General features: G+C 61.1%; 28 protein-coding genes. 18 read left to right on the top strand and 10 right to left on the bottom strand.

The annotated features are described in order from the left end of the window. Positions 1-250: 250 nt before the first annotated feature. A complete protein-coding gene (locus B0W55_RS03655; protein ID WP_077044662.1) occupies positions 251-697 on the bottom strand; it encodes a MarR family winged helix-turn-helix transcriptional regulator in 447 nt (148 codons plus the stop codon). 81 nt (positions 698-778) lie between these two features. On the opposite strand from B0W55_RS03655, the gene B0W55_RS03650 reads away from it, so the two are divergent. Further along, positions 779-1,945 carry a PLP-dependent aminotransferase family protein gene (locus B0W55_RS03650; protein ID WP_077044661.1) on the top strand — a complete coding sequence of 389 codons (1,167 nt, stop codon included), beginning with the start codon at positions 779-781 and terminating at the stop codon, positions 1,943-1,945. A gap of 175 nt (positions 1,946-2,120) precedes the next feature. On the opposite strand, the gene B0W55_RS03645 is transcribed toward B0W55_RS03650, so the two are convergent. The 5 genes from B0W55_RS03645 to B0W55_RS03625 all read right to left on the bottom strand — a co-directional run bounded on the left by B0W55_RS03645 (position 2,121) and on the right by B0W55_RS03625 (position 4,895). Beyond that, positions 2,121-2,492: a glutathione S-transferase N-terminal domain-containing protein gene (locus tag B0W55_RS03645; RefSeq protein WP_077044660.1), complete on the bottom strand. Its 372-nt coding sequence runs from the start codon at positions 2,490-2,492 to the stop codon at positions 2,121-2,123. A gap of 103 nt (positions 2,493-2,595) precedes the next feature. Next, positions 2,596-3,141: a GTP cyclohydrolase I FolE gene (folE, locus tag B0W55_RS03640; protein ID WP_003204506.1), complete on the bottom strand. Its 546-nt coding sequence runs from the start codon at positions 3,139-3,141 to the stop codon at positions 2,596-2,598. Positions 3,142-3,218: 77 nt separating this feature from the next. Then, the gene (locus B0W55_RS03635) at positions 3,219-3,776 is read right to left on the bottom strand and encodes a Smr/MutS family protein (protein ID WP_025214971.1); all 558 of its coding nucleotides are present in this window, start codon (positions 3,774-3,776) and stop codon (positions 3,219-3,221) included. A gap of 76 nt (positions 3,777-3,852) precedes the next feature. Further along, a complete protein-coding gene (locus B0W55_RS03630) occupies positions 3,853-4,173 on the bottom strand; it encodes a hypothetical protein (RefSeq protein WP_077044659.1) in 321 nt (106 codons plus the stop codon). 131 nt (positions 4,174-4,304) lie between these two features. Next, positions 4,305-4,895, bottom strand: coding sequence for a cysteine hydrolase family protein (locus B0W55_RS03625; RefSeq protein WP_077044658.1), 591 nt, complete (start codon positions 4,893-4,895; stop codon positions 4,305-4,307). A gap of 239 nt (positions 4,896-5,134) precedes the next feature. Between B0W55_RS03625 and prmB the strand changes: the two genes are divergently transcribed. Then, on the top strand, positions 5,135-6,043 hold the full coding sequence (prmB, locus tag B0W55_RS03620; RefSeq protein ID WP_077044657.1) for a 50S ribosomal protein L3 N(5)-glutamine methyltransferase: 909 nt from the start codon (positions 5,135-5,137) through the stop codon (positions 6,041-6,043). A 113-nt stretch (positions 6,044-6,156) separates the two neighbouring features. Here the strand turns inward: prmB and B0W55_RS03615 are convergent, their stop codons facing one another. After that, on the bottom strand, positions 6,157-6,948 hold the full coding sequence (locus B0W55_RS03615) for a hypothetical protein (RefSeq protein WP_077044656.1): 792 nt from the start codon (positions 6,946-6,948) through the stop codon (positions 6,157-6,159). A 99-nt stretch (positions 6,949-7,047) separates the two neighbouring features. After that, positions 7,048-8,046, bottom strand: a complete 999-nt coding sequence (locus B0W55_RS03610) for an alpha/beta hydrolase (protein ID WP_077044655.1) — start codon at positions 8,044-8,046, stop codon at positions 7,048-7,050. Between the two features lie 84 nt (positions 8,047-8,130). Here B0W55_RS03610 and aroC point away from each other — a divergent pair, with 84 nt between their 5' ends. From aroC to mtnC, 5 genes are read left to right on the top strand one after another with little or no spacing between them, the layout of a single operon-like run. Next, positions 8,131-9,222, top strand: a complete 1,092-nt coding sequence (gene aroC, locus B0W55_RS03605) for a chorismate synthase (RefSeq protein WP_077044654.1) — start codon at positions 8,131-8,133, stop codon at positions 9,220-9,222. Positions 9,223-9,250: 28 nt separating this feature from the next. Further along, positions 9,251-10,399, top strand: a complete 1,149-nt coding sequence (locus B0W55_RS03600) for an MFS transporter (RefSeq protein ID WP_077044653.1) — start codon at positions 9,251-9,253, stop codon at positions 10,397-10,399. Next, positions 10,396-11,016: a methylthioribulose 1-phosphate dehydratase gene (locus tag B0W55_RS03595; protein ID WP_077044652.1), complete on the top strand. Its 621-nt coding sequence runs from the start codon at positions 10,396-10,398 to the stop codon at positions 11,014-11,016. Before B0W55_RS03600 ends, B0W55_RS03595 begins: the two co-directional genes overlap by 4 nt. A gap of 12 nt (positions 11,017-11,028) precedes the next feature. After that, positions 11,029-11,574, top strand: a complete 546-nt coding sequence (locus B0W55_RS03590; protein WP_077044651.1) for an acireductone dioxygenase — start codon at positions 11,029-11,031, stop codon at positions 11,572-11,574. A 4-nt stretch (positions 11,575-11,578) separates the two neighbouring features. After that, positions 11,579-12,262, top strand: coding sequence for an acireductone synthase (gene mtnC, locus B0W55_RS03585; RefSeq protein ID WP_077044650.1), 684 nt, complete (start codon positions 11,579-11,581; stop codon positions 12,260-12,262). Positions 12,263-12,336: 74 nt separating this feature from the next. Here the strand turns inward: mtnC and B0W55_RS03580 are convergent, their stop codons facing one another. Next, positions 12,337-12,615: a DUF3509 domain-containing protein gene (locus tag B0W55_RS03580; RefSeq protein ID WP_077044649.1), complete on the bottom strand. Its 279-nt coding sequence runs from the start codon at positions 12,613-12,615 to the stop codon at positions 12,337-12,339. Positions 12,616-12,960: 345 nt separating this feature from the next. On the opposite strand from B0W55_RS03580, the gene B0W55_RS03575 reads away from it, so the two are divergent. The 10 genes from B0W55_RS03575 (at position 12,961) to B0W55_RS03530 (ending at position 22,147) form a co-directional block, all read left to right on the top strand. After that, entirely contained in the window at positions 12,961-14,787 is a 1,827-nt protein-coding gene (locus tag B0W55_RS03575) for a long-chain-acyl-CoA synthetase (RefSeq protein WP_077044648.1), read from the top strand. Between the two features lie 96 nt (positions 14,788-14,883). Next, positions 14,884-15,402, top strand: coding sequence for an ankyrin repeat domain-containing protein (locus tag B0W55_RS03570; protein WP_077044647.1), 519 nt, complete (start codon positions 14,884-14,886; stop codon positions 15,400-15,402). A gap of 121 nt (positions 15,403-15,523) precedes the next feature. Beyond that, on the top strand, positions 15,524-16,054 hold the full coding sequence (locus B0W55_RS03565; RefSeq protein WP_077044646.1) for a hypothetical protein: 531 nt from the start codon (positions 15,524-15,526) through the stop codon (positions 16,052-16,054). A gap of 77 nt (positions 16,055-16,131) precedes the next feature. Continuing rightward, positions 16,132-16,323, top strand: coding sequence for a PLDc N-terminal domain-containing protein (locus tag B0W55_RS03560; RefSeq protein ID WP_077044645.1), 192 nt, complete (start codon positions 16,132-16,134; stop codon positions 16,321-16,323). 254 nt (positions 16,324-16,577) lie between these two features. Next, complete coding sequence (speE, locus tag B0W55_RS03555; RefSeq protein WP_077044644.1) at positions 16,578-17,453, top strand: polyamine aminopropyltransferase; 876 nt, start codon at positions 16,578-16,580, stop codon at positions 17,451-17,453. Between the two features lie 231 nt (positions 17,454-17,684). Continuing rightward, positions 17,685-17,918, top strand: coding sequence for a hypothetical protein (locus B0W55_RS03550; protein ID WP_077044643.1), 234 nt, complete (start codon positions 17,685-17,687; stop codon positions 17,916-17,918). Between the two features lie 212 nt (positions 17,919-18,130). Beyond that, positions 18,131-18,475 (top strand): ribonuclease E inhibitor RraB, encoded by a 345-nt coding sequence (locus tag B0W55_RS03545; RefSeq protein ID WP_007988090.1) that lies wholly within the window; start codon positions 18,131-18,133, stop codon positions 18,473-18,475. A 493-nt stretch (positions 18,476-18,968) separates the two neighbouring features. Next, a complete protein-coding gene (locus tag B0W55_RS03540) occupies positions 18,969-20,378 on the top strand; it encodes a circularly permuted type 2 ATP-grasp protein (RefSeq protein ID WP_077044642.1) in 1,410 nt (469 codons plus the stop codon). Positions 20,379-20,390: 12 nt separating this feature from the next. Continuing rightward, positions 20,391-21,341 (top strand): alpha-E domain-containing protein, encoded by a 951-nt coding sequence (locus tag B0W55_RS03535; protein ID WP_077044641.1) that lies wholly within the window; start codon positions 20,391-20,393, stop codon positions 21,339-21,341. Further along, entirely contained in the window at positions 21,338-22,147 is an 810-nt protein-coding gene (locus tag B0W55_RS03530; protein WP_077044640.1) for a transglutaminase family protein, read from the top strand. Before B0W55_RS03535 ends, B0W55_RS03530 begins: the two co-directional genes overlap by 4 nt. 116 nt (positions 22,148-22,263) lie before the next feature. Here the strand turns inward: B0W55_RS03530 and B0W55_RS03525 are convergent, their stop codons facing one another. Continuing rightward, positions 22,264-23,070, bottom strand: coding sequence for a cytochrome c (locus B0W55_RS03525; protein WP_083743154.1), 807 nt, complete (start codon positions 23,068-23,070; stop codon positions 22,264-22,266). Positions 23,071-23,715: 645 nt separating this feature from the next. On the opposite strand from B0W55_RS03525, the gene B0W55_RS03520 reads away from it, so the two are divergent. Further along, positions 23,716-24,921: an acetyl-CoA C-acetyltransferase gene (locus B0W55_RS03520; RefSeq protein WP_077044638.1), complete on the top strand. Its 1,206-nt coding sequence runs from the start codon at positions 23,716-23,718 to the stop codon at positions 24,919-24,921. Positions 24,922-24,923: the final 2 nt, after the last annotated feature.

Raw genomic sequence — 24,923 nt, 5'->3', positions numbered from 1 at the left:
TGTTGACTTGTTGGTCAGAAACTCGCACGAAGTGGATTATGCTTTTGTATACAAAGAAAGCAAATAATGTTTTTGAGTTTGTAGACGAAAGTTTTGGCAATAGGGATATATGTCGTCAGGTCGGGCCCCTTCGCGAGCAAGCCCGCTCCCACATTCGACCGCAATCCCATGGGAGAACGCGGTTGAGTGTGGGAGCGGGCTTGCCCGCGAAAGCGGCGTTACACCTTGCACACATCCAACAGATTGAAACCTAGTCTGACGACAACTGGCTTTTCCCCAACGCCAGATTCACCGCCAACCACCCATCCACCGCCGCTTCCCCGGCCTCGGCAAACACCCGCTCCAGCAATTTCACCTGCTCGCGGCGCAGCGCCTGCTCGAAGCGCGCCCCGTCCGAGGTCAATTCCAACAGCCGCTTACGCTTGTCCGTCTGCGAGGCAACACTGTCCACCAGGTGCATTTCCACCAATTGCCGCAGCGGCATGTTCAGCGCTTGCTTGCTGACGCCGAGCAATTCCAGCAGCTCCTTGACGCTGAGGTTCGGATAGCGGGCGATGAAAAACACGATGCGCTGATGCACCCGGCTCAAGCCTTTGCGCTCGAGCATTTCGTCGGCCTTGGCGGTGAAGGCCTGGTAGCCGAAGAAAAACGCTTCCATGGCCGCTTGCTGGGACATCGGGTTTTTAAGGTCAAGCATGTTGACGTATCCGTTCGGGTTGTCGTAATTTCGGTCAACCAGTTTGACTTATTTTCCTCAGGCCTCGCTAGCGGTGATCCCATGGCTTTTTCCGAACGTGTGTCGCGCCTCAAAAGTTCTCTGATCCGAGAAATCCTCGCCGCCGCCCAGCGCCCGCAAGTGATGTCGTTTGCCGGGGGGCTGCCGGCCGAGGCCATGCTGCCCAAGGTGGAGTGGGCGGATATGCCAGTCGCGATGGGCCAGTACGGCATGAGCGAAGGCGAGCCGGCATTGCGTGAGGCCCTGGCCGCCGAGGCACGAGCGTTGGGGTTGGCTTGCGAGGCGAGTCAGGTGCTGGTGGTCAGCGGGTCCCAGCAAACGCTTGATCTGGCGGCCAAGCTCTACATCGACCAAGGCACCCAGATCCTCCTCGAAGCGCCGACCTACCTGGCAGCGCTGCAGATTTTCCAGCTGTTCGGCGCCGATTGCCTCACCGTGCCGCTGCAGGCCGATGGCCCCGACCTGGCGCAGCTGCGGGCGCGCCTGGAACACCACCGTCCGGCGTTCATCTACCTGATCCCGACCTTTCAGAACCCCTCGGCCGTGCGCTACAGCGAGGCCAAGCGCGCGGCGGTCGCTGCGTTGCTCGATGAATTTGGCGTGACCTTGATCGAAGACGAGCCTTATCGAGAACTGACCTTCGACGGTGGCAGCGCCAAACCGATTGCCGGTCGCCTGAAAAAGTCCAGTTGGATCTACACCGGCACCGTGTCGAAAACCCTGCTGCCAGGCCTGCGCGTGGGCTACCTGATTGCCAGTCCTGACCTGTTTCCGCACCTGCTCAAGCTCAAGCAATCGGCGGACCTGCACACCAATCGCGTCGGCCAGTGGCAGGCGTTGCAATGGATCGGCAGTGAGCACTATCAGCAGCACTTGAGTGAATTGCGCGGCTTCTACCGTCAGCGCCGCGATGCGTTCCAGGCGGCGCTGGAAACCCATTTTGCCGATCTGGCGGACTGGAACATACCCCAGGGCGGGTTGTTTTTCTGGCTGACGTTGAAGCAGCCGCTGGACACTCGGACCTTGCTCAATGCCGCATTGGCCAACGATGTGGCGTTCATGCCGGGCGAGCCGTTCTTCCCTGAGCCGGATAAACATCACGGCCACCTGCGGCTGAACTTCAGTCACATCGACCCGGCGCGGCTGGATGAGGGGCTTGGGCGATTGGCGACGGTGGTGCGGCAGGCGCAGGCGGCACAAGCGGCTTGAGGTAGCGGTAGAAATGAATAAACCGGCCAATGAGCCGGTTTATTTTCGTCTGAATTTGCGGTGTTTGTGCTGACCTCTTCGCGAGCAAGCCCGCTCCCACATTCTGTTCACACAATCAATACCCTGTGGGAGCGGGCTTGCTCGCGAAGGCGCCAATCAGTGCGCAGCAAATCCCTCAGGCCGCCGCAAACCGCTTATCCAGGTAATCAATGATCACCTTGGACTCGTACATCCAGGTGGTCTTGCCATCTTCTTCGATACGCAGGCACGGCACTTTGACCTTGCCACCTTGCTCCAGCAGGGTCTGGCGATCCTGTTCGTTGTTCTTCGCATCACGCAGCGCAACCGGCACATTCAGGCGGCGCAGGGTGCGGCGGGTCTTCACGCAGAACGGGCAGGCGTGGAACTGATACAGGGTCAGGCCTTTGGCGGCGGCTTCGACCTGGGCCTGGGCGGCGGCGGGGCGCTGCTTCTTGCCAGGGCGAGTGAGGAAGTCGATGAAGATGATCAGTTGGCCGAGGCCGACACGAAGCGCTTTGACGAACACGTAGTAAGCCTCACGGGGCAATTGAGAAAGGCGCGCAGCTTACCTGATTTTTCACGGGCGAAAAAAAACCGGCGATGAATGCCGGTTTTCCTTGTGTCGCAAATTACTTGATCAGGCTGAGAAATTCGCTGCGGGTCGCCGCGTTCTCGCGGAACTCACCGAGCATCACCGAGGTGATCATCGACGAATTCTGCTTTTCCACACCGCGCATCATCATGCACATGTGCTTGGCCTCGATCACCACCGCGACGCCCAGGGCGCCGGTGACCTGCTGGACCGCGTCGGCGATCTGGCGGCTGAGGTTTTCCTGGATCTGCAGGCGGCGGGCGTACATATCGACGATCCGCGCCACTTTCGACAGGCCCAAGACCTTGCCGCTCGGGATGTAGGCCACGTGGGCCTTGCCGATGAATGGCAGCAGGTGGTGTTCGCACAACGAGTAGAGCTCGATGTCCTTGACCAGCACCATTTCGCTGTTGTCGGAGCTGAACAAGGCACCGTTGGTGACTTCTTCGAGCGTCTGCTCATAACCGCGGCAGAGGTACTGCATGGCTTTGGCGGCACGTTTTGGCGTGTCGAGCAGGCCTTCGCGGGAGACGTCCTCGCCCAATTGGCCGAGGATCGCGGTGTAATTCTGTTCCAGGGACATGAAACTACCTGTGGGATTTTACGCAAAGAACAAGGGTACGGTGGCGGACACGGCGCTGCAAGCGTGAAGCATCGGCTTTACTCGTCGCGACCTTCCATCATGGTGCGTTTGAGCATCACATACACCGCGCCGGCACCGCCATGTTTCGCCTGGCAGGAGGTGAAGCCGAGCACTTGCGGGTGCTGGCGCAGCCAGGTGTTGACGTGGCTTTTGATCATCGGCCGCTTGCCGTCCAGACGCACCGCCTTGCCGTGGGTGACGCGCACGCAGCGGATTTCGAATTTGGTCGCTTCTGCCAGGAAGGCCCACAGGGTCTCCCGGGCCTTTTCCACGGTCATGCCGTGCAGGTCCAGGCTGCCCTCGAACGGGATCTGGCCGACCTTGAGCTTGCGCATCTGGCTTTCCTGCACGCCGTCACGGGCCCACATCAGCTCGTCTTCCGGGCCGACGTCGATCACGAACTGATCGGACAACCCGTCGACGGTGGTGGCATCGGTGCGCACGGTGGCGGCCTGGCGCAGCTTGGCGATCTGTGCGCGGTCAGCCTTGGGTTTGCCGGTTTCGGCGCGATCATGCTTGATCGGCTTGACGCCTTGGATCGCGCTTTTGAACAGGGAAAAATCGTCGTCTTGCATGTCAGCCTCCGCGAAGGGCGGCCAGTTTACCCAACTTGCAGCGAATGGGCGCGCGACAAAACGCGCAGCGTTCGGCTCAGTCGTGTTTTTTCATCAGGTGCGGGGACATGTTCAGCTCTCGCGACTGGCGCGAGCGGCGACGGCAGCGGCGCCACAGCCATACGCCGAGGTACAGCACCACCAGGCCGATGCCCAGGATCACTGCTGCACCGGCACGGTTGGTGTTCAGTTCGCCCAGGGCTGGTGCGTGGCCCAGCAGGCTGGCGACACCGGCCATGGCCAGCAGCACGCCAGCGGTTGCCAGCAACGCGGCGAACGCCGCGCCGATTCGAAAACGCCAGTTGCGTTGCCCCTTGGGCCGCAAGCGACGAGCGTCAAAACCATCGGATAACTTCATTCCGACCTTCCTCAATGGGTATCGGCCCTTCGACCGGGAGTTGACCGGGATGTTCCTGAGGCTAAGACAATTACGGCTAATGAGAGGCTTTTGCGGATGAGCGGCGATACAGGCCGCTCATTGAGCGACGATCAGACCAGGTCGTTGGTCTGGGCCACGGCGGCAAAGTTGTCGGCCATGATCGCCATTTCGGTCTGATGCACATGCGCGGCGCTCAGCACACCGCCCTTGTAAGGCAGATCACGGGTGGCGCAGGCATCCTCGACCAGGGTGCAGCGGAAACCCAGGTTTTTCGCCGCGCGCACCGTGGTGCTGACACTGGAATGGCTCATGAAGCCGCACACCACCAGGTCCACCGACCCCAGTTCTTCGAGGCGTTTTTTCAGATCGGTACCGTGGAAGGCACTCGGCAGGATTTTTTCGATCTTGATTTCGCCGGCCAGCGGCTCCAGCCCCGGGATGAACTGCCCGCGCTCGCCGCGAGGGTCGAACAGGCCGCCGACGGTGCCGAGATGGCTGACATGCACAATGGGGCGGCCGGCCGCGCGGGCAGCCGTCACCAATTGCTTGATGTTCGCAACCGCCGCATCCATGCCACTCAGGGCCAGGGGGCCGCTGAGGTATTCTTTCTGGGCATCGATGATGATCAGGGTCGCATGACTCAGTTTGGCTGCTGCATAGCCGCGGCCGCTGAGTTGAAACATCGTTTGTGGAACGGACATTCTGGGGCTCCTTGGAGTGGGGCTTTTGCGACATTGTCCTCTGGCTGAGCGCTTCTGTGAATCGCTACCATCGTAGGCGCCGTCGTTACTGGCGTGCAGCGTTGTCAAGTGGCCCGTTTTGTTCAATGCCCAGCTGCAAAAAGAGAATAGTCCTACATCTGCACCGGTGTTTTTCCCGCGTCGTCGTGGCGACATTTGGCTGATAGAATCGCCCGTCGTATTTTCTGGAGTTTGCCGTCGTGATCACTTCCCGCCTTCGCACCCTGCGTGACCACATCCGTTGGGCCGTCAGCCGCTTCCATGGGGAGGATCTGTTTTTCGGCCATGGCACCGACAACGCCTGGGACGAAGCCCGGCAATTGGTGTTGGGCGCTTTGCACTTGCCGTGGGAAATCGCTGACAGCTACCTGGACTGTAATCTGGAAGAAGACGAAGTGGTGCACCTGCAGCTATTGCTCAAGCGCCGCATCGAAGAGCGCGTGCCGACGGCTTATCTGTTGAACGAAGCCTGGTTCTGCGGCATGTCGTTCATCGTCGACGAGCGCGTGCTTATCCCGCGCTCGCCGATTGGCGAGCTGATCGAGAACCGCTTCGCGCCATGGCTGGGGGCCGAGCCAGCGCGGATTCTTGACCTGTGCACTGGCTCGGGTTGCATCGGTATCGCCTGCGCCTATGAGTTCCAGGATGCCGAAGTGGTGCTGGCGGATCTGTCGTTCGAGGCGCTGGAAGTGGCCAACCAGAACATCGAGCGCCATGGTGTCGACGAGCGGGTCTACACGGTGCAGGGCGATGGGTTCGACGGCTTGCCAGGGCAGCGTTTCGACCTGATCGTGTCGAACCCGCCCTACGTTGACGCCGAAGATTTCGCCGACATGCCGGACGAATACCAGCATGAGCCGGAATTGGGCCTGGCCTGTGGCGACGACGGTTTGAACCTGGTGCGCCGCATGCTTGCCGAAGCGGCGGATCACCTGACCGAGAAGGGCTTGCTGATTGTCGAGGTGGGCAACAGCCAGGTGCATGTCGAAGCGCTGTACCCGGAAGTCGATTTCGCCTGGCTGGAGTTCGAGCGCGGCGGGCATGGCGTGTTCATGCTGACGGCCGAGCAGTGCCGCGATCACCAGGCGTTGTTTGCGTCCCGGGTCTGACTTCGGGACGCCTTCGCGGGCAAGTCTCGCCCCTATAGGTATCGTATGTGCATACGACACAACCCTGTAGGAGCGAGGCTTGCCCGCGAAGGTCGCACCTCGGTCTCAAAGCTTCATCGATGCGTCGCAATCCAGATCAACAGCCCCGCCTGAAACACCGCAAACGCCACCAGACAGGTAATGGTGAACCGCAGCCCGGCGTCTTCGCGTTTGTACTTGCTGACTTTCTCTTCGTGTTTCTTAAGTTTGACTTCCTGCTCGGCCAGGTTCTGCTCGGCCTGCTGCAGCATCTGCGCCGCCTCGAGAATTTCCACCACCTGCACTTTTTCGGTGTTCCAGTCACCCAGCAGGTCGCTGACCTGTACTTCCTTGACGCTGCCCTTCAAATGCTGGGCATCGGCGTACGCCACGTCGAAACCGTGCACCCGCAGGAAATGATCGCGGCGCAGGCGCGTGTCTTCGCTCAGGGCGTCCTTGTTGTTCAGATCGGTGCCGTCGACGGTGTAGCCGGGCCAGCGTTTCTTCACCCAGTTGATGCCTTGCGCCGCCATGAAGCGGCCGATGCCGCGGTTCAGCGGTTCGATCTGCAGGCCGCTGTCGGGGCCGAAGTGCACGCGTTTTTCGCTGTGGTCGACCCACACGTCCAGATGGTTCTGCTCCTTGCGCACCCGCTGGCCGGGCAAGGTAATGCTCATGCGCATGAGGCTGTGTTTTTTGTCGTTGCGTTCGGCGTAGCCGAATTCGACGAAGCGCAGGGGCCGCCCGCCCGTGTTGCGATCGGTCTGCAAGGGCGCCAGGCGGAGCATCTTGTGGTGCTCGACGTGGACGTCCGCCCAGGGCAGCTCCACCGCTGGCGGTGCGTCCTTTTCAGCAGTGGTATCGGGTGAAGTCGGGGTATCAGTCATGACGGCGAGATCCTGTCCAAGCTCAGCTCGTCGCCAGCCCGTGCGCTGGCGACATAGGCTTATCGGCCGTTTTCTTCAAGACTGGAGTGCAAACAGCGCTTAACTTGCGCGAAGTCCGTCAATAAACCCGAGGATGCGCGCGCCCAGTTCTGCTGCCAGCGGCAAATTCGGGTCTTTGTAGGAAGCCAATTGCCGTTTGACGTCGTTGGGCACGATACGCAGGACATGATTCATGCCTTCGATCTCGGCCAGTTCGGCATCGGGTTTGGCGGCCTTGAGCAGGCGGGCGTCGTTCAGCCCGACCTGGATATCGTTGCTGCCCTGGATGATCAGCGCCGGCATCTTCAAGTGTGCGAAGGCCGCCGCCGGGTCCTGGCGGAACAGCGAAACCAGGTACGGCTGCACGCTCGGGCGGAAAATCACCTGCAGCGGCGGCGGCACGTTGTCGTCGGTTTTCCCGGCCTGGAGGCTGTCGAGCAGCTCGTTGCTGCGCAGCATCAGCGGCGGTGGCAGCCGATTGCTCAGTTGCTGACGCAGGACCTGCGCGATGGGCCTTGCGCTGCCGGACATGGAAATCACCGCCGCCGCATCGACCCCCGGCGCCGCGAGGCTGGCGATGAGCGCGCCTTCGCTGTGACCCAGCAGGATCAGTTTGCCGAAGCGCGGATCAGCCTTGAGTTTGCGTCCCCAGGCTTGGGCGTCATCGACATACTTCTCGACCGTCAGGTCGCGCTCGTCCGGGGTGGCCGCCAGGCTCGCCGCCACGCCGCGCTTGTCGTAGCGCACGCTGGCGATATTGTGCTTGGCCAATACCCAGGCCAGACGCTTGAGGCTGTCATTGCGCCCGCCGTCGGGGTTATTGCCGTCACGATCCGTGGGGCCGGAACCGGAAATGATCAGGACAACGGGAACCGGCGTATCGGATTTGGGCAGCAGCAGCGAACCGAACAGTTCGCCGGTGCCGGTATCCAGGGTGATCGGCCTTTGCAGGACAGTGGCCTGGGCGAAGCCGGATATCAGGGTAAGGGTCAAGAGCAAAACTCGCAGCATCATCACGCCATCATCAACAAGGTGCCGGTTGGACTCGCAGGCACCCATAAGGTTCGAGGATGAACTACTTGGGTAGCCTGCGTATACTGGCGCCCATTACGTATTTGGGTTCGAATTCACGGAGCGTCCTGCATGTCCGGCAATACCTACGGCAAGCTGTTCACTGTCACCACCGCTGGCGAAAGCCATGGTCCGGCGTTGGTCGCCATTGTCGATGGCTGCCCGCCGGGGCTGGAGATTTCCCTGGAGGATCTGCAGCGCGACCTGGACCGGCGCAAGCCCGGCACCAGCCGCCACACCACGCAGCGCCAGGAGGCCGACGAAGTCGAAATCCTCTCCGGCGTGTTCGAAGGTCGCACCACCGGTTGCGCCATCGGCCTGCTGATCCGCAACACCGACCAGAAGTCCAAGGACTACTCGGCCATCAAGGACCTGTTCCGACCGGCCCACGCCGACTACACCTATCACCACAAATACGGCGAGCGCGATTACCGCGGCGGCGGTCGTAGCTCGGCCCGGGAAACCGCCATGCGTGTGGCGGCCGGCGCGATCGCCAAGAAATACCTGGCCAGCCAGGGCATCGTCATTCGCGGCTACATGAGCCAGCTTGGCCCGATCGAAATCCCGTTCAAGACCTGGGACTCGGTGGAGGAAAACGCCTTTTTCAGCCCCGATCCGGACAAAGTGCCAGAGCTGGAAGCCTACATGGACCAGTTGCGCCGCGACCAGGATTCGGTCGGCGCCAAGATCACCGTGGTTGCCGAAGGCGTGATGCCGGGCCTGGGCGAGCCGATCTTCGACCGCCTCGACGCCGAACTGGCCCATGCGCTGATGAGCATCAACGCGGTCAAGGGCGTGGAAATCGGCGCCGGTTTCGCCAGCGTCGCCCAGCGCGGCACCGAACACCGCGATGAGCTGACCCCGCAAGGTTTCCTCAGCAACAACGCCGGCGGCATTCTCGGTGGTATCTCGTCCGGCCAGCCGATCGTCGCGCACCTGGCGTTGAAGCCGACGTCCAGCATTACCACCCCGGGCCGCTCCATCGACATCCACGGCAACCCGGTCGACGTCATCACCAAGGGGCGTCACGACCCGTGCGTGGGCATCCGCGCCACGCCGATCGCCGAAGCGATGATGGCCATCGTGCTGATGGACCACCTGTTGCGTCACCGTGGGCAGAACGCCGATGTGCGCGTAAGCACGCCGGTGCTGGGTCAGCTTTAATGGCTGACTTCAAGGCCGCCGCAGTCTGATGGCTGCGGCGCTGCCGTACTGGCGGCTCTCCAGTTTCTATCTGTTCTATTTCGCCTTGCTCGGTTCGACGGCGCCGTTCCTGGCGCTGTATTTCGATCACTTGGGCTTTGCCCCCGCACGCATCGGCGAACTGGTGGCGATCCCGATGCTGATGCGCTGCGTGGCGCCGAACATCTGGGGCTGGCTCGGTGACTATACCGGGCGGCGCCTGGCCATCGTTCGCTTCGGCGCCGTGTGCACGCTGCTGACCTTCTCATTGATCTTCGTCAGCAAGACCTACGCCTGGCTGGCGATGGTCATGGCCTTGCATGCGTTCTTCTGGCACGCGGTGTTGCCGCAGTTCGAGGTCATCACCCTGGCGCATCTGCAGGGCCAGACCTCGCGCTACAGCCAGATTCGCCTGTGGGGCTCGATCGGTTTCATCATCACGGTGGTCGCCCTTGGGCGCTTGTTCGAATGGCTGAGCCTGGACATCTACCCGGCGGCGCTGGTGCTGATCATGGCCGGCATTGTCCTGAGCAGCCTGTGGGTGCCCAATGCCCAACCGGTGCAGGGCGCACGGTTGGCGGGGGAGGGTTTCCTGGCTCAATTGCGCGGCCCCGGTGTCCTGGCGTTCTACGGATGTGTGGCGCTGATGCAGATGAGCCACGGTCCGTACTACACCTTTCTGACCCTGCACCTCGAACGCCTGGGCTACAGCCGCGGGGTGATCGGCATGCTCTGGGCCGTCGGTGTGGTGGCCGAGGTGCTGATGTTCATGGCCATGAGCCGGATCCTCGCGCGGGTTTCATTGCGCCGGGTGTTGCTGGCCAGTTTTCTGCTGGCGGCGCTGCGTTGGGTGTTGCTCGGCTCGCTGGCGGAGTTTCTCTGGGTGCTGTTGTTCGCCCAGGTCCTGCATGCGGCGACCTTCGGCAGCTTTCACGCCGCTGCCATAGCCTTCGTGCAACGTAGTTTCGGTCCGCGCCAGCAAGGCCAGGGCCAGGCGCTGTACGCCGCGCTGGCCGGCACCGGTGGTGCGCTGGGCGCGCTGTATTCCGGCTACAGCTGGAATGCCCTCGGCCCGGCATGGACCTTTAGTATTGCCAGTCTCGCAGCCGTCGCGGCTGCCGTTATCATAGCCACACGCATGCAAGAGGACAGGCCATGAGCCTTACCCGTGAACACCTCGCCCAGGAAATCATCGACGCCGGGCGTTTTCTGTATGGTCGCGGCTGGTCGCCGGCCACCAGCAGCAACTATTCGACGCGACTGTCGCCCACCGAGGCCTTGCTGACCGTCTCGGGCAAGCACAAGGGCCAGTTGGGCCTGGACGATGTGCTCGCCACGGATCTGTCGGGCAACAGCCTGGATCCGGGCAAGAAACCGTCCGCCGAAACCCTGCTGCACACCCAGCTGTACAGCTGGCGTCCAGAGATCGGCGCGGTGCTGCACACCCATTCGGTGAACGCCACGGTGCTGTCGCGCCTGACCCCGGGGGACTTCATCGAGTTCGAAGACTACGAGTTGCAGAAAGCCTTCAGCGGTGTGTCGACCCACGAATCCAAGGTGCGGGTGCCGATTTTCGACAACGACCAGGACATTGCACGCCTGGCGGCCAAGGTGCAGCCTTGGCTCGAAGACCACCCCGATTGCGTCGGCTACCTGATCCGCGGCCACGGCCTCTATACCTGGGGCGCGCGCATGAGCGATGCGCTGCGGCAGATCGAGGCCTTTGAATTTTTGTTCGAGTGCGAGTTGAAAACCCGCTCGCTCTTTAACCGTTAAGGAGTTGCCCTGATGAGCAGCCTGTCCGTCTACCACGTCTCAAGCCCTGACATTCCGAACAAGGTGCTGACCCATCTCGAAGACATCCAGTCGACCCTGGCCGAGCAGGGCGTGCGCTTTGATCGCTGGCAGGCCGCCGCGAAGATCCAGCCCGGCGCCAGCCAGGAAGAAGTGATCGCCGCTTACCAAGAACAGATCGACAAGCTGATGACCGAACGCGGGTACGTCACCGTCGACGTGATCAGCCTCAACAGCGATCACCCGCAGAAAGCCGAATTGCGCGCCAAGTTCCTCGAAGAGCACCGCCATGGCGAAGACGAAGTGCGCTTTTTCGTCGCCGGTCGTGGCCTGTTCACCCTGCACATCGACGATTACGTCTACGCCGTGCTGTGCGAGAAGAACGACTTGATCTCGGTCCCGGCCGGTACCAAACACTGGTTCGACATGGGTGAGCACCCGCATTTCGTGGCGATCCGCCTGTTCAACAACCCGGAAGGCTGGGTGGCGAATTTCACCGGCGAGGACATCGCCAGCCAATTCCCGCGTCTTGAGGACTGAGTCTATGTCGATCAAAGCAATCCTCACCGACATCGAAGGCACCACCAGCGCGGTGAGTTTTGTGTTCGACGTGCTGTTTCCCTACGCCGCCAAACATCTGCCGGACTTTGTTCGCCAGCAGGCCGAGCGCGGGGACGTGGCTGAGCAATTGGCCGCCGTGCGTCGCGACAGCCACGAGCCGGACGCGGACGTCGAGCGGGTGATCGAGATCCTGCTGGGCTGGATCGCCGAAGACCGCAAGGCCACGCCACTCAAGGCATTGCAGGGAATGGTCTGGGAGCAGGGGTATCAGGCCGGGCAGCTCAAGGGCCACGTGTACCCGGATGCCGTTGAAGCGCTCAAGCGCTGGCACCAGGAAGGTTTTCAACTGTTCGTTTATTCGTCGGGTTCGATCCAGGCGCAGAAACTGATCTTCGGCTGTTCCGAGGCGGGGGATTTGACGCCGGTGTTCAGCGGCTATTTCGACACCACGTCCGGGCCCAAGCGCGAAGCGCAGTCCTACGTCAACATCGCTCAGGCGCTGAAGATCGAGGCTTCTCAGGTTTTGTTCCTGTCGGACATCGTCGAAGAGTTGGACGCGGCACGTGCGGCGGGCATGGTCACCTGCGGGCTGGCCCGTGAGGGCGGGGAATTGGCGGGGCATGTCACCGTGGACAGCTTTGCGCGGATCGATCCCTCCAGCTTCTGATAACTGCAGGGAAGGGTTCGGCGCAAAAAAAACAGGCCGCGACATCAAGGTGTCACGGCCTGTTTTTTTAAGCGTTACAGCGAATGATAAGTCGGCAATGCAAACCGCTGCTGACTCTGCAGCATGGAAATCTGCGGCAACTCGCTGGCCTGTTCGGCGAGGTCGCGGCGGATGGCGCTGATCACCCAGGACAGTTGGTCGCCATTGTGCAGTTGCTGATAGGAGATCGAGCGCTTGAAGACTTTGTCCTCACCGCCGCGCAGGGTCAGGAGAATGCCGCCGTCAGGGCGAGGCTGAGTCGCGACTTCAAAGTTGGAGAACAGGGATGCAAATTTTTCCTGGATCAGGCTCATGTCGTTCGGCTCCGTGATGGCTTAAGTGGCAAGCATGCACAGAGGGTTGCAGTGATTGTGCCAGCACCGGGAAAGAATTAATTTCCTTTAAAAACAACAACTTAATAATTTAGTTGATTTTTTCTTTCGTGCAATTTGCAAGAAGGGCCATCGTGCATCCTGCATTTTGCGGGTTTATCGCCGATCGGATTGAACCAATTGGCAGGTCGATACTCCCTCGCTTCGATCGTCAGATTGCGGATACAAAACATTTCAAAAACCGCGTGTACAGCTCAAGAACCGTTGACGTATTTTCGGGCTTCCATCAGCGCCGCCCGACAATAAAAAGATCGAACGGGAGCCACCATGAGCGACACGATTACCTGGGGCATGATGCTCCGCAAGCTGCCTTCCATTGCCATAACCCTGCCACGGGTGATCAAGGGCATGAAGGTCGCCAACGTCACGGATCCGACCCAGGCGTGCGGGCTGGCGTGGAGTTTCGAACAGGCCACCCTGCGCAATCCCAACGGCCCGGCACTGCTGCACGACGCGGTGTCGCTCAGTTATGCACAGGTCAACCAGTGGGCCAACCGCATCGCTCATCACCTGATCAGCCAGGGCATCGGCAAGGGGGATGTGATCGCGGTGTTCATCGAGAACCGCCCGGAACTGTTGGTGACGATATTGGCGGTGGCCAAGGTCGGTGCGGTCAGCGCCCTGCTCAATACCTCGCAGACCGGTGATGCACTGGTCCACAGCCTGAACCTGGTGACACCAACGGCCATCGTGGTCGGCGAAGAGCTGATACAGGCATTTCTGGCGGTTTGTGAACGGGTGAGCATCGCGATGTCGCGGCGCTGGTTCGTTGCCGATCAGGACACCTACGATCATCCAGGCCTGGCGCCCGAAGGCTTCATCAATCTGATGACCGCCAGCATCGATGCCGACAGCGACAACCCGGCCAGCAGCCAGCAGATTTTCTTCGACGACCCTTGCTTCTACATCTATACCTCCGGCACCACCGGACTGCCCAAGGCCGGGGTGTTCAAGCACGGCCGGTGGATGCGCAGTTGCGCCAGCTTCGGGATGATCGCGCTGGACATGCGCCCGACCGACATCGTCTATTGCCCCTTGCCGCTGTACCACGCCACCGGCCTCTGCGTGTGCTGGGGCTCGGCCGTCAGCGGCGCGGCGGGGTTCGCCATGCGCCGTAAATTCAGCGCGAGCCGGTTCTGGAGCGACGTACGCACCTACCGTGCAACCACACTGGGGTATGTCGGTGAACTGTGCCGTTACCTGGTCGATCAACCGCCCGCCGCCGACGACCGCCAGCACGCCGTGACCAGGATGATCGGCAACGGCCTGCGCCCCGGGGCGTGGCGAGCGTTCAAGACCCGCTTCGGCGTCCGGCACATTTGCGAGCTGTATGCCGCCAGTGACGGCAATATCGGCTTCACCAACATTCTGAATTTCGACAACACCGTCGGCTTTTCCCTGATGTCCTGGGAATTGGCGGCGTACGACCACGACAGCGGCGCACCGATCCGCGCGGCCAATGGTTTCATGCGCAAGGTCGGCAAGGGCGAGCAGGGATTGTTGCTGGCGAAGATCGACGACAAGGCGCCGCTGGATGGCTACACCGATCCGCAGAAAACCGAGAAGGTCGTGCTTCGAGATGTGTTCGTCAAAGGCGACCTTTACTTCAACACCGGCGACTTGCTGCGCAATATCGGTTTCGGTCACGCGCAGTTTGTCGATCGCCTAGGGGACACCTATCGCTGGAAGGGCGAAAACGTCTCGACCACCGAGGTCGAAAACATGCTGCTCAGACACCCGCAGGTATCTGAAGCCGTGGCGTACGGCGTGCAAATCCACAACACCAACGGCCGGGCCGGTATGGCCGCGATCACCCCGGCCGAATCCCTGGCGACCCTGGACTTCAGCGAATTACTGGCGTTCTTGCGGCAACAGTTGCCAGCCTATGCGGTACCGTTGTTTTTGCGGGTGAAGGTGAAAATGGAGACCACCGGGACCTTCAAGTACCAGAAGAATCGGCTCAAGGACGAAGCCTTCGACCCGGCAAAAACCGGTGATGATCCGATCTATGCCTGGTTGCCGGGTACTGACACCTACGTGCAGGTCACCGGGTCGTTGCTTGCCAATATTCAGGGCGGGCGATACCGCTATTGAAAGTCGCTATGGCGAGCGATCAGAAAAAAGAAGTGACAGTGCAGGGGCTGCTCGGGAAACTGTCGGCTTTTCGAATGACAGAATCAGGAGTGTCCAATGTCAGACCAAAGCCGCCAGATGACCCCCGAAGAAGCCGCCGAATTTGCCGAACAGGTATTCAACAAGGCACGGGAGGGCGATGCGGCCATGATGGCTGCGCTGCTGACCAAAGGCCTGCCGCCGAACCTGCGCAATCACAAGGGTGACACGTTGCTGATGTTGGCTGCGTACCACGGCCATGTCGAAACGGTAAAGGTGTTGCTCGAACACAAGGCCGACCCGGAAATCCGCAACGACAACGGCCAGAGCCCGATTGCCGGCGCTGCGTTCAAGGGCGACCTGGCGGTGGTCACGGCGTTGGTGGAGGGCGGCGCGCAAGTCGAAGGTTCGTCGTTCGACGGCCGCACCGCGCTGATGATGGCCGCGATGTTCAACCGCGTGGCCATCGTCGACTACCTGATCAGCAAAGGTGCCGATCCGAAAGCCAAGGATGCCAATGGCATTACGGCGCTGGATGCGGCCAAGACCATGGGTGCTACCGATACCGTTGCCCAGCTGGAAAAACTGTTGGGCTGACACCGTGATCCTGTGTGGTGACGGGATTTGTTGGCCGCCTGGCAACAGGGCAGGTCCGCAGCTGCCATGGAATGCGTTATCCTTCGCGCCCTCAAAAGTCCCCAGCTACAGGATCCGCCCCATGAAAGCCGCACTGGTCGAAATCATCAGCAAAATCAGCTCCGGGTGCATGAGCGATGACGAGATCCTCAAGGTCGCTGATGAAGCGGCCCAGGCTTACGCCGATCCAGAGGCTTTCCTGGCCGCCAACCCGGACGTCAACTACGACGACACTTTCCCGATCCCGCTGGGTGAATGGGTCGTGGTCGGCAGCCTGCCGGAGACCGTGCTGTTCCAGGCAGACACCTACCAGGACCTGTTCACCCGGATCGTCGCCTCGTTCGGCCCGGGCGTGGAGTTCAACCTCAAGCCCAAGCAACTGGCTAAAACCGAAGCCCTGACTGCGCTCAACCGCATCCAGGTGCAAATGAGCAGCCTGAACAAGGAAAACGGCGGCTACATGTTGATGAATTTCAGTCAGTTGCTCGACGACGAACTGCAGGTGGTGCTGGTCTACGGCAACGACGTGCCACGGGTGCTGGAACTGTGCGCGCAGGTCGGTATCGCCGCCGCGCCTGCCCTGGAAGCCTTGAAAGTGGCCATTCACGTCTGACAAGGCTGTCAATAAAACGGAACCCTGAGCATGCCCGGCTATCCTAAGGGGGCATATCACTCTTAGGGAGCATTACCATGGGTTCAACGTTCAACAGCCTGGTTGGCCTGATCATTCTTGCCCTGGACATCTGGGCAATCATCAATGTGCTCAAAAGTGGCGCCGAGACCGGGATGAAAATCCTCTGGGTGCTGTTGATCGTCCTGTTGCCGGTCCTGGGCCTGATCATCTGGGCAATTGCCGGGCCGCGGGGCAATGTGCGGATCTGATCCAGTCACCACTGACCCGGTGGGAGCGGGCTTGCTTGCGAACGCGGTGTGTCATTGAACACACAGTGCGCCGACACACCGCGTTCGCGAGCAAGCCCGCTCCCACAGGGAATGTCGCCAGCCGATCATCTGAGGTTCGACCTGTCATCGTCCGCGACGTAGAATGCGCGCCTTTCCCGGGCAATCGAGGCGTTCGATTGGCCTTCATGGGCGGGTAACCGTCCGTTGCCAGCGCATTCATCGGAGCACTTCCCATGAGCATCACCCCCACCAGCGACTACCTGGAAACCCTTTACGAAGGCTACGGCCAGCGTTTTCGGATGGACAAACTGCTGCACGAAGTGCGCACCGAGCACCAGCACCTGGTGATTTTCGAAAACCCGCGCATGGGCCGGGTCATGGCGCTGGACGGCGTGATCCAGACCACCGAAGCCGACGAATTCATTTACCACGAGATGCTCACCCACGTGCCGATCCTGGCCCATGGCAACGCCAGGCGCGTGCTGATCATCGGCGGCGGCGACGGCGGCATGCTGCGTGAAGTGACCAAGCATGCCAGCGTCGAGCACATCACCATGGTCGAGATCGACGGCACCGTGGTCGACATGTGCAAGCAGTTCCTGCCGAACCACTCCAACGGCGCCTATGACGACCCGCGCCTGAACCTGGTGATCGACGACGGCATGCGGTTCGTCGCCAACACCACGGAAAAATTCGATGTGATCATTTCCGACTCCACCGACCCCATCGGTCCGGGCGAAGTGCTGTTTTCGGAAAACTTCTACCAGGCCTGCCATCGCTGCCTGAACGAAGGCGGCATCCTGGTGACCCAGAACGGCACGCCGTTCATGCAGATCGAAGAAGTCAAAACCACCGCCGGTCGCCTGCGCAGCCTGTTCCCGGACTGGCACTTCTACCAGGCCGCCGTGCCGACCTACATCGGCGGCTCGATGACCTTCGCCTGGGGCGCGACCAACCCGGCCTGCCGCCAGCTCAGCCGTGAAACCCTGCAACAGCGTTTCGCCGGCAGCGGTATCGTCACGCGCTACTACAACCCCGAGATCCATATCGGGGCGTTCGCCTTGCCGCAGTACGTCTTGCAGGCTGTGAACAAGCCCAGTAACGACTGATCGTTGAGTTCACCTGTAGGAGCCGAGCTTGCTCGCGATGGCGGTGTATCAATCGATATTGCTGTCGGCTGGCACGCCGCCATCGCGAGCAAGCTCGGCTCCTACAGGTCCCGGTGCTGGTCCGGGTTTTGTGGTGTTCATCCCACCCGTGCCAATTCATTGGAACGATCAGAAACGGCACCAGTCCAGATAGGTGTAAGCCCACTTGCGGGTTTGTACGAGGAGGCACTGATGCAAAAGTGGATGATCACTTTCGTGGACGATCACGGCGAAACAGTCGACGAAGTCTTTGAGAGCGACGAATGCCCGGATAACGAGCAGGCTGCCCGACTCATCAAGGAACGGCTTCTTCCTGTTGCCGCGCAGCTGGATCTCAATGATTTCGAAGGGCGTACCGCGGACGCGAGCGTCAAAGACCTCAAAACCCAGAACAGCATTCAAATCCTCGGCATCACGCCAATCTGAACATCTCCTGTCTCATTCTCAACCAGGCCTTGGCAGCGCCTCTATCCTGAGGCTACTCTGCAATCGAGATCAGCGAATGGATCGCTAAGGTCTGGTCTTGTCAGCTCCATGCTTGTTTCCCGCCGGCACATCGGTGCCGAACCGCCCGCAACCACGGCTGCGCGCGCAGGGAGTACGGAAAGTCTATCCATCGTATTTGAGGAGGACGTTTCATGAGCACAGCCTATCAAGAAGACATCAGCAGCAGCGTGCTGCGCCGCATGAAAGAAGGCGGTTTCGATTTTTCAAGGTTCCACCCCATCGAGTTCTACGCCATTTTCCCGGACGAGGAGCGGGCACGCAGGGCGGCAGGTCATTTTCACCGCGGTGAATCGCTCAATGCGCAAGTCAGTGTGCGCGATGACGGTGCCTGGGCACTGGAGTTGAGCAAAGTCATGTACGCCACCTACGACGACATCGGCGACTTCGAGCAAGGTTTCGAAGCGGTGGTCGAGCCATTGGGCGGCATCATAGAGGGATGGGGCGTGAAACAGGAGGTACGAGGTCGACTCGCATAACATTATGAATTGCAGCAAACGACAGTGGCGGCTGACCTTCGGGTTGGCCGTTTTCGTTTTTGCGCTTGGGACCTTTTGATTTCATAACGTTTCAAAAAGCCAAAAAAAAGCCACCTGAGCGGGTGGCTAAAAGGGAAGACCGGAAAGGAGGTAAACCGGTCTGGACATCGATGACCGGGCCGCCAGGGCAGCCGAACTGCTGTGGATAAGTGGGTGCCGTCACCTTCGCTGCTTCAACGCTGGCGAAGTATTTTCAGCGGATGCGCGCATTATCCCCAGCGTTAACCGGGCAGTGAAATCAACTCTGACTATGCTGGTGATAGGCAACGACATTGCCTTGCAATGAAGCGGGGGCGATCAGGTTGGGGCATTTGCCGCACAGGAATGGTGCGGTGTCTGCGCACTGAATATCCAACCGATTGATATCAAAGCGTTTATGCCGATGGCACGGGCCTTGCGAAGGTCTGGATGTCCGGGTGACAAGGAGTACGGCATGATCCGCACCTTTTATGATGAGATGTACGATGCCGGCGGCCAGGTCCGCCCGCATTATCGGGAGTTTGCCCGTTGGCTGGCCGAGACGCCTGACGAGCTGTTGGCGCAACGGCGACGCGAGGCCGATCTGTTGTTTCATCGTGCCGGGATTACGTTCACGCTCTACGGTGACGAGCAGGGCACAGAGCGCCTGATTCCTTTCGACACCATTCCGCGCAGCATCCCTGCCAGCGAATGGCGGATTGTCGAGCGCGGTTGTATCCAGCGGGTCAAGGCGTTGAACATGTTCCTCGCCGACCTTTATCACGAGCAGCGGATCATCAAGGCCGGCATCATTCCGGCCGAGCAGGTGCTGGCCAACGAGCAGTATCAGTTGGCGATGCAAGGGCTGGATCTGCACCGCGACATCTATTCACACATCTCCGGCGTCGACCTGGTGCGTGATGGCGACGGCACCTACTACGTGCTCGAAGACAACCTGCGCACGCCCAGCGGCGTGAGCTACATGCTCGAAGACCGCAAGATGATGATGCGGCTGTTCCCCGAATTGTTCTCGGCCCAGCGCATCGCTCCCATCGACCACTACCCGAACCTGCTGCTCGACACCCTGAAAAGCTCAAGCCCCATCGACAACCCGAGCGTGGTGGTGCTGACGCCGGGGCGCTTCAACAGTGCGTTTTTCGAACACGCCTTCCTGGCGCGGGAGATGGGCGTGGAACTGGTGGAGGGCGCGGATCTGTTCGTACGCGACGACAAGGTGTTCATGCGCACCACCGACGGGCCGAAAGCCGTCGATGTGATCTACCGCCGTCTCGACGACGCGTTCCTCGATCCGCTGGCGTTCAACCCGGATTCGATGCTCGGGGTGCCGGGACTGCTGTCGTCTTATCGTTCCGGCAACGTGGTATTGGCGAACGCGATCGGCACCGGCGTGGCGGACGACAAGTCGGTCTACCCGTTCGTCACCGACATGATCCGCTTTTATCTGGATGAAGAACCGATCCTGAAGAACGTGCCGACCTGGCAATGCCGCAATCCGTCTGAACTTTCCCACGTGCTGGCCAATCTGCCAGAACTGGTGGTCAAGGAAACCCAGGGATCCGGCGGTTACGGAATGCTGGTGGGGCCGGCGGCGACCGCGGCGGAAATCGAAGCCTTCCGCGCGCGGATCATTGCCAAGCCCCATGCCTACATCGCGCAACCGACGCTGTCGCTGTCGACCTGTCCGACCTTTGTCGAAAACGGCATCGCGCCGCGGCATATCGATCTGCGTCCATTTGTATTGTCTGGCCGCGAAACCCGGGTCGTGCCCGGTGGCCTGACCCGTGTCGCCCTGCGCGAAGGCTCCCTGGTGGTGAACTCCTCCCAGGGCGGCGGAACCAAGGACACCTGGGTGGTCGAGGATTGAAGGAAGCCTGTCATGTTAAGTAGAACTGCCTCGGATCTGTATTGGATGTCGCGTTACCTGGAGCGGGCGGAAAACCTCGCACGGATGCTCGACATCAGTTATTCGCTGTCACTGATGCCACAGGATGGTCGTGGCAACGGTCTGCACGAACTGGCCATGCCGCTGTTGATCACCGGCACCCTGGACGATTACCTGGAACGCCACGGCGAACTGCACGCCGAGCGCCTGCTGCATTTTTTCGCCCTGGACGCGGCGAACCCGGCGAGCATCTACAGCTGCCTGGGCGCGGCGCGGGCCAGTGCCCACGCGGTGCGCGGGCGAATCACCGCCGACATGTGGGAAAACATCAACGCCACCTGGCTGGAAATTCGCGGGATTGCCGAGCAGGGCCTCAGCCGCTATGGCATGAGCCGATTCTGCGAGTGGATCAAGGAACGTTCCCACCTGTTTCGCGGCGCGTCCTACGGCACCATCATGCGTAACGACGCCTTCCGTTTCATTCGCCTGGGCACCTTCATCGAACGGGCCGACAACACCTTGCGTCTGCTCGATGCCCGTTACGAAATGGCGGGTGATCAGGCCGAAGCGGTCAGCGACGGCACGGCCCACGCCTATTACCAGTGGAGCGCCTTGCTGCGGGCGCTGTCGTCGTTCGAGGCCTACACCGAAATCTACCGCGACGCCCCGGGCGCCCGGCATGTGGCCGAGCTGCTGTTGCTGCGCGCGGACGTGCCGCGTTCGCTGCGCGCCTGCACTGAGGAAATCGACCAGATCCTTGCCCAGTTGCCGGGAGCCAACGGCCGACCGGCGCAACGCCTGGCGGCGGAGATGGACGCACGCCTGCGCTACACCGGCATCACCGAAATCCTCGACGAAGGCCTGCACGCCTGGCTCACCGAGTTCATCCCGCTGGTACGCCAGTTGGGCAACGCGATTCACAGTTCCTACCTGGAGGCTGCATGAGACTTTCCATTAGCCACGAGACCACCTATCACTACGAAGATCAGGTGCGGGCGAGCATCCAGTATTTGCGACTGACACCCCACGACAGCGAGCGTCAGCACGTCCTGAGCTGGCAGCTGGACCTGCCGCGCCCGGTGCGTGCGCAACTCGATCCGTTCGGCAACATCCTGCACGTGCTGACCATGGACGAGCCCCATGAGGCGATCATCATCGGCGCCCGGGGCCAGGTCGATATCGACGAATTGCGCGAAGCCGAGCACGAGAGCCAGTCGGCGCTGCCGTTTTTGCGCTTCACTCGGCTGACCGAGGCCGATGCGGCGTTGCGCGCGTTCGCCGAGAAGGAGTGCAAGAAGCGCCGCGACCGAACCGCGCTGATCGACCTGATGCATGGCCTGAACCAGCACATGACCTACACGCCGGGGGCCACGGAGGTGGACACCAGCGCGGCGAAGGCCTTTGCCGGTGGCTCAGGCGTGTGCCAGGACCACACCCATGCCTTCCTCGCCTGCGCCCGCAGCCTGGGGATTCCGGCGCGTTATGTGTCGGGTTACCTGTACAGCGAAAACAGCGAGCACCTGGCCAGTCACGCCTGGGCCGAAGCCTGGCTCGATGACGCCTGGTACAGCTTCGACGTGACCAACGAACTGGCCCGGCCGGAGCGCCACCTCAAACTGGCGGTGGGCCTGGACTACCTGGACGCCTGCCCGGTGCGCGGCATGCGCCGTGGCGGAGGTTGCGAGCAGATGCACGCCAAGGTGCTGGTGACCCCGACGCCGGCGCCGGTGATTTCCGTGCAGCAGCAATAAGCTGATGCCCCCCTGTAGGAGCGATGCTTGCTCGAGATAGCGGTAGTTCGGTCAATACTTTTGTAGCTGACCCACCGTGATCGCGAGCAAGCATCGCTCCTACAGGATGGGTGGTGTCAGGGCTGGGTTTTTCGGCCAGCCATGTGTTTCAGATAACTCACCAGCATCGCCAACTCCTCATCCGGCAATACCTCGGCAGAGAACCCGGGCATCTTCGCCTGGGGCCAGCGGCGCAAGCTCTGCGGATCACGGATATAGCGTTTGAGGAAGTCCGCACCGAAGTACTCGGTGGGGTTGTAGGGAATATTGAGGTCCGGCCCGAACTGCGAATCCCCGGCACCGTTCAGGCGGTGGCAGGCCAGGCAGTTTTTCTGGAACAGCGCGAAACCCCGGTTCACCGGGGCGTCAGCCTTCAACGCCGGATCTGGCAGCAGGGCAGGGAAGCGCTCTGCCACCGGTGCCATGCGCTTGATGCTGGCGACTTCGAACGGCCATTGTTCCGGGCTGATCTTGCCGGCCTGGGGATCGGTCCAGACCAGGTAAAACGGCCCGGCGCTGTGTTTGCCTTCGGACAGCGGCGGCCAGGGTTTCGCCGGGTCTTCAATCGCCAGCCAGGCCCGCGCGCCCTGTGTGTTGAGCAACGGCGCCGCCGACAATTCCGCAGCGAAACCATCGAGCGCCACCGCTTGCAGGTGATCTTCAGGCTTCACACCGGTCAGCAACACCGCCAGCGGCACTGCGCGGTAGCTCATGTCGCGTTTATAGGAAACATCATTGGGGATGGTGATGGTCTGGGCTTGAGGGTGCTCGAGCAATTGCTCGGTCTGCCAGGTACGACTGTTCTCGCCCAGCTCAAGGTTGAGCTGTGCGGCATACAGAGGCGTGCTGAGCAGCAGGGCCCCTAACGTAATGAGCGTTTTCAAGGGATCGCCGTCCGTGTCGTGGAAATGCCGCAAAGGTTGGCATAGCCACGCTGGCTCGGGTAGCGAGCCAGTCACATTTTTGTAGTGGCGATTTAAAAGTCTGGCACCGTGATTACCACAAACCGGCTAGCCGATGACCTTGGTCAGGTTCGGCAGAATCAACAACAGTGTCGTGGCGAAGAGAATGAGTCCTGCTTGACGAACTTTCGATTGTTTGAACATGGCTGACCGCCTTCTTTTTGTTATTTCCTGATGCCTGCCTGCATATCTCCATGACGGCAAACGGTGCACTTCCTGTAGGACGAGCGCCTCGGCAAAACCCGACGACAACTTCGTACATGTTCACCTTAGAGCCCGCGTCACTCGTGGTTTAGATCCTTTTAGTATGGAGAGCTCGTTCAACGCTATTAAAAAGGCATGAGGCCTATTGCCAGCTTCATTGGCGGCCTTTTGCTAGACACTCTCGTGTATCGAACCTGCGGATCGAGCTGAAGATGACCGTCCGTCTGAGCGTGTGCGTCAATACAGGTGAGCGTTGCGGTCATTGAATCCAGGGTGGCTGGGAATAAGGTGGAGGCTGCTTGAACGGACAAAGGATCGCCACCTTGCGCAGTTCCAATATCCAATAACAAGATCGAGGATGTCATGACCCAAGCGTTGATTTTCGATGCGTTACGCACGCCCCGTGGCAAGGGCAAGGCCGATGGCGCCTTGCACAGTGTCAAACCGGTGAACCTGGTGGCCGGGTTGCTCAGGGCGCTGCAGCAGCGCAGTGATCTGGACACCCGTCAGGTCGATGACGTTGTGCTCGGCTGCGTCACGCCCATTGGCGATCAAGGCGCCGATATTGCCAAGACCGCCGCCCAAGTGGCGGACTGGGACGTCAGCGTCGCCGGGATACAGATCAATCGTTTCTGCGCATCGGGCCTGGAAGCGGTGAACCTGGGGGCGATGAAAGTGCGCTCCGGCTTCGAAGACCTGGTGGTGGTCGGCGGCGTGGAATCCATGTCGCGGGTGCCCATGGGCAGCGATGGCGGGGCCTGGGCGCTGGACCCGCAAACCAATCTGCACAGCCATTTCACCCCACAGGGCGTGGGCGCCGACCTGATCGCCACCCTCGAAGGCTTCAGCCGGCAGGACGTCGATGCCTACGCGCTGCACTCGCAACACAAAGCCGCGCGGGCCCGGGCCGACGGCTCGTTCGCCCGGTCACTGGTGCCGGTGCAGGACCAGAACGGCATCATCCTGCTCGATCACGATGAATTCATCCGCGCCGATTCCACCCTGGAAGGCCTGGGCAAGCTCAAGCCCAGTTTCGAGCTGATGGGCCAAATGGGCTTCGACGCCACCGCGCTGCGGGTCTACAGCCAGGTCGAGCGCATCAACCATGTGCACACGCCGGGCAACAGTTCCGGCATCGTCGATGGCGCGGCGTTGATGCTGATCGGCTCCGAAGCCAAGGGACTGGCGCTGGGCTTGCGGCCGCGGGCGCGGATCGTCGCCACGGCAGTGACCAGCACCGACCCGACCATCATGCTCACCGGCCCCGCGCCGGCCACCCGCAAGGCGCTGGCCAAGGCCGGGCTGCGGGTGCAAGACATCGACTTGTTCGAGGTCAACGAGGCGTTTGCTTCGGTGGTGCTGAAGTTCATCAAGGACATGGCCGTCGACCCGGACAAGGTCAACGTCAACGGCGGTTCCATCGCCATGGGTCACCCCCTGGGCGCCACCGGCTGCGCGATTCTCGGCACCTTGCTCGACGAACTGGAGGCCCGGCACCTGCGTTATGGCCTGGCCACCCTGTGTGTCGGCGGCGGCATGGGCATCGCCACCATCATCGAACGCCTCTGACC

The organism is Pseudomonas sp. KK4 (genome assembly GCF_001984065.1).
Lineage (GTDB): Bacteria > Pseudomonadota > Gammaproteobacteria > Pseudomonadales > Pseudomonadaceae > Aquipseudomonas.
This window is presented reverse-complemented; position numbering and strand designations above follow the sequence as displayed.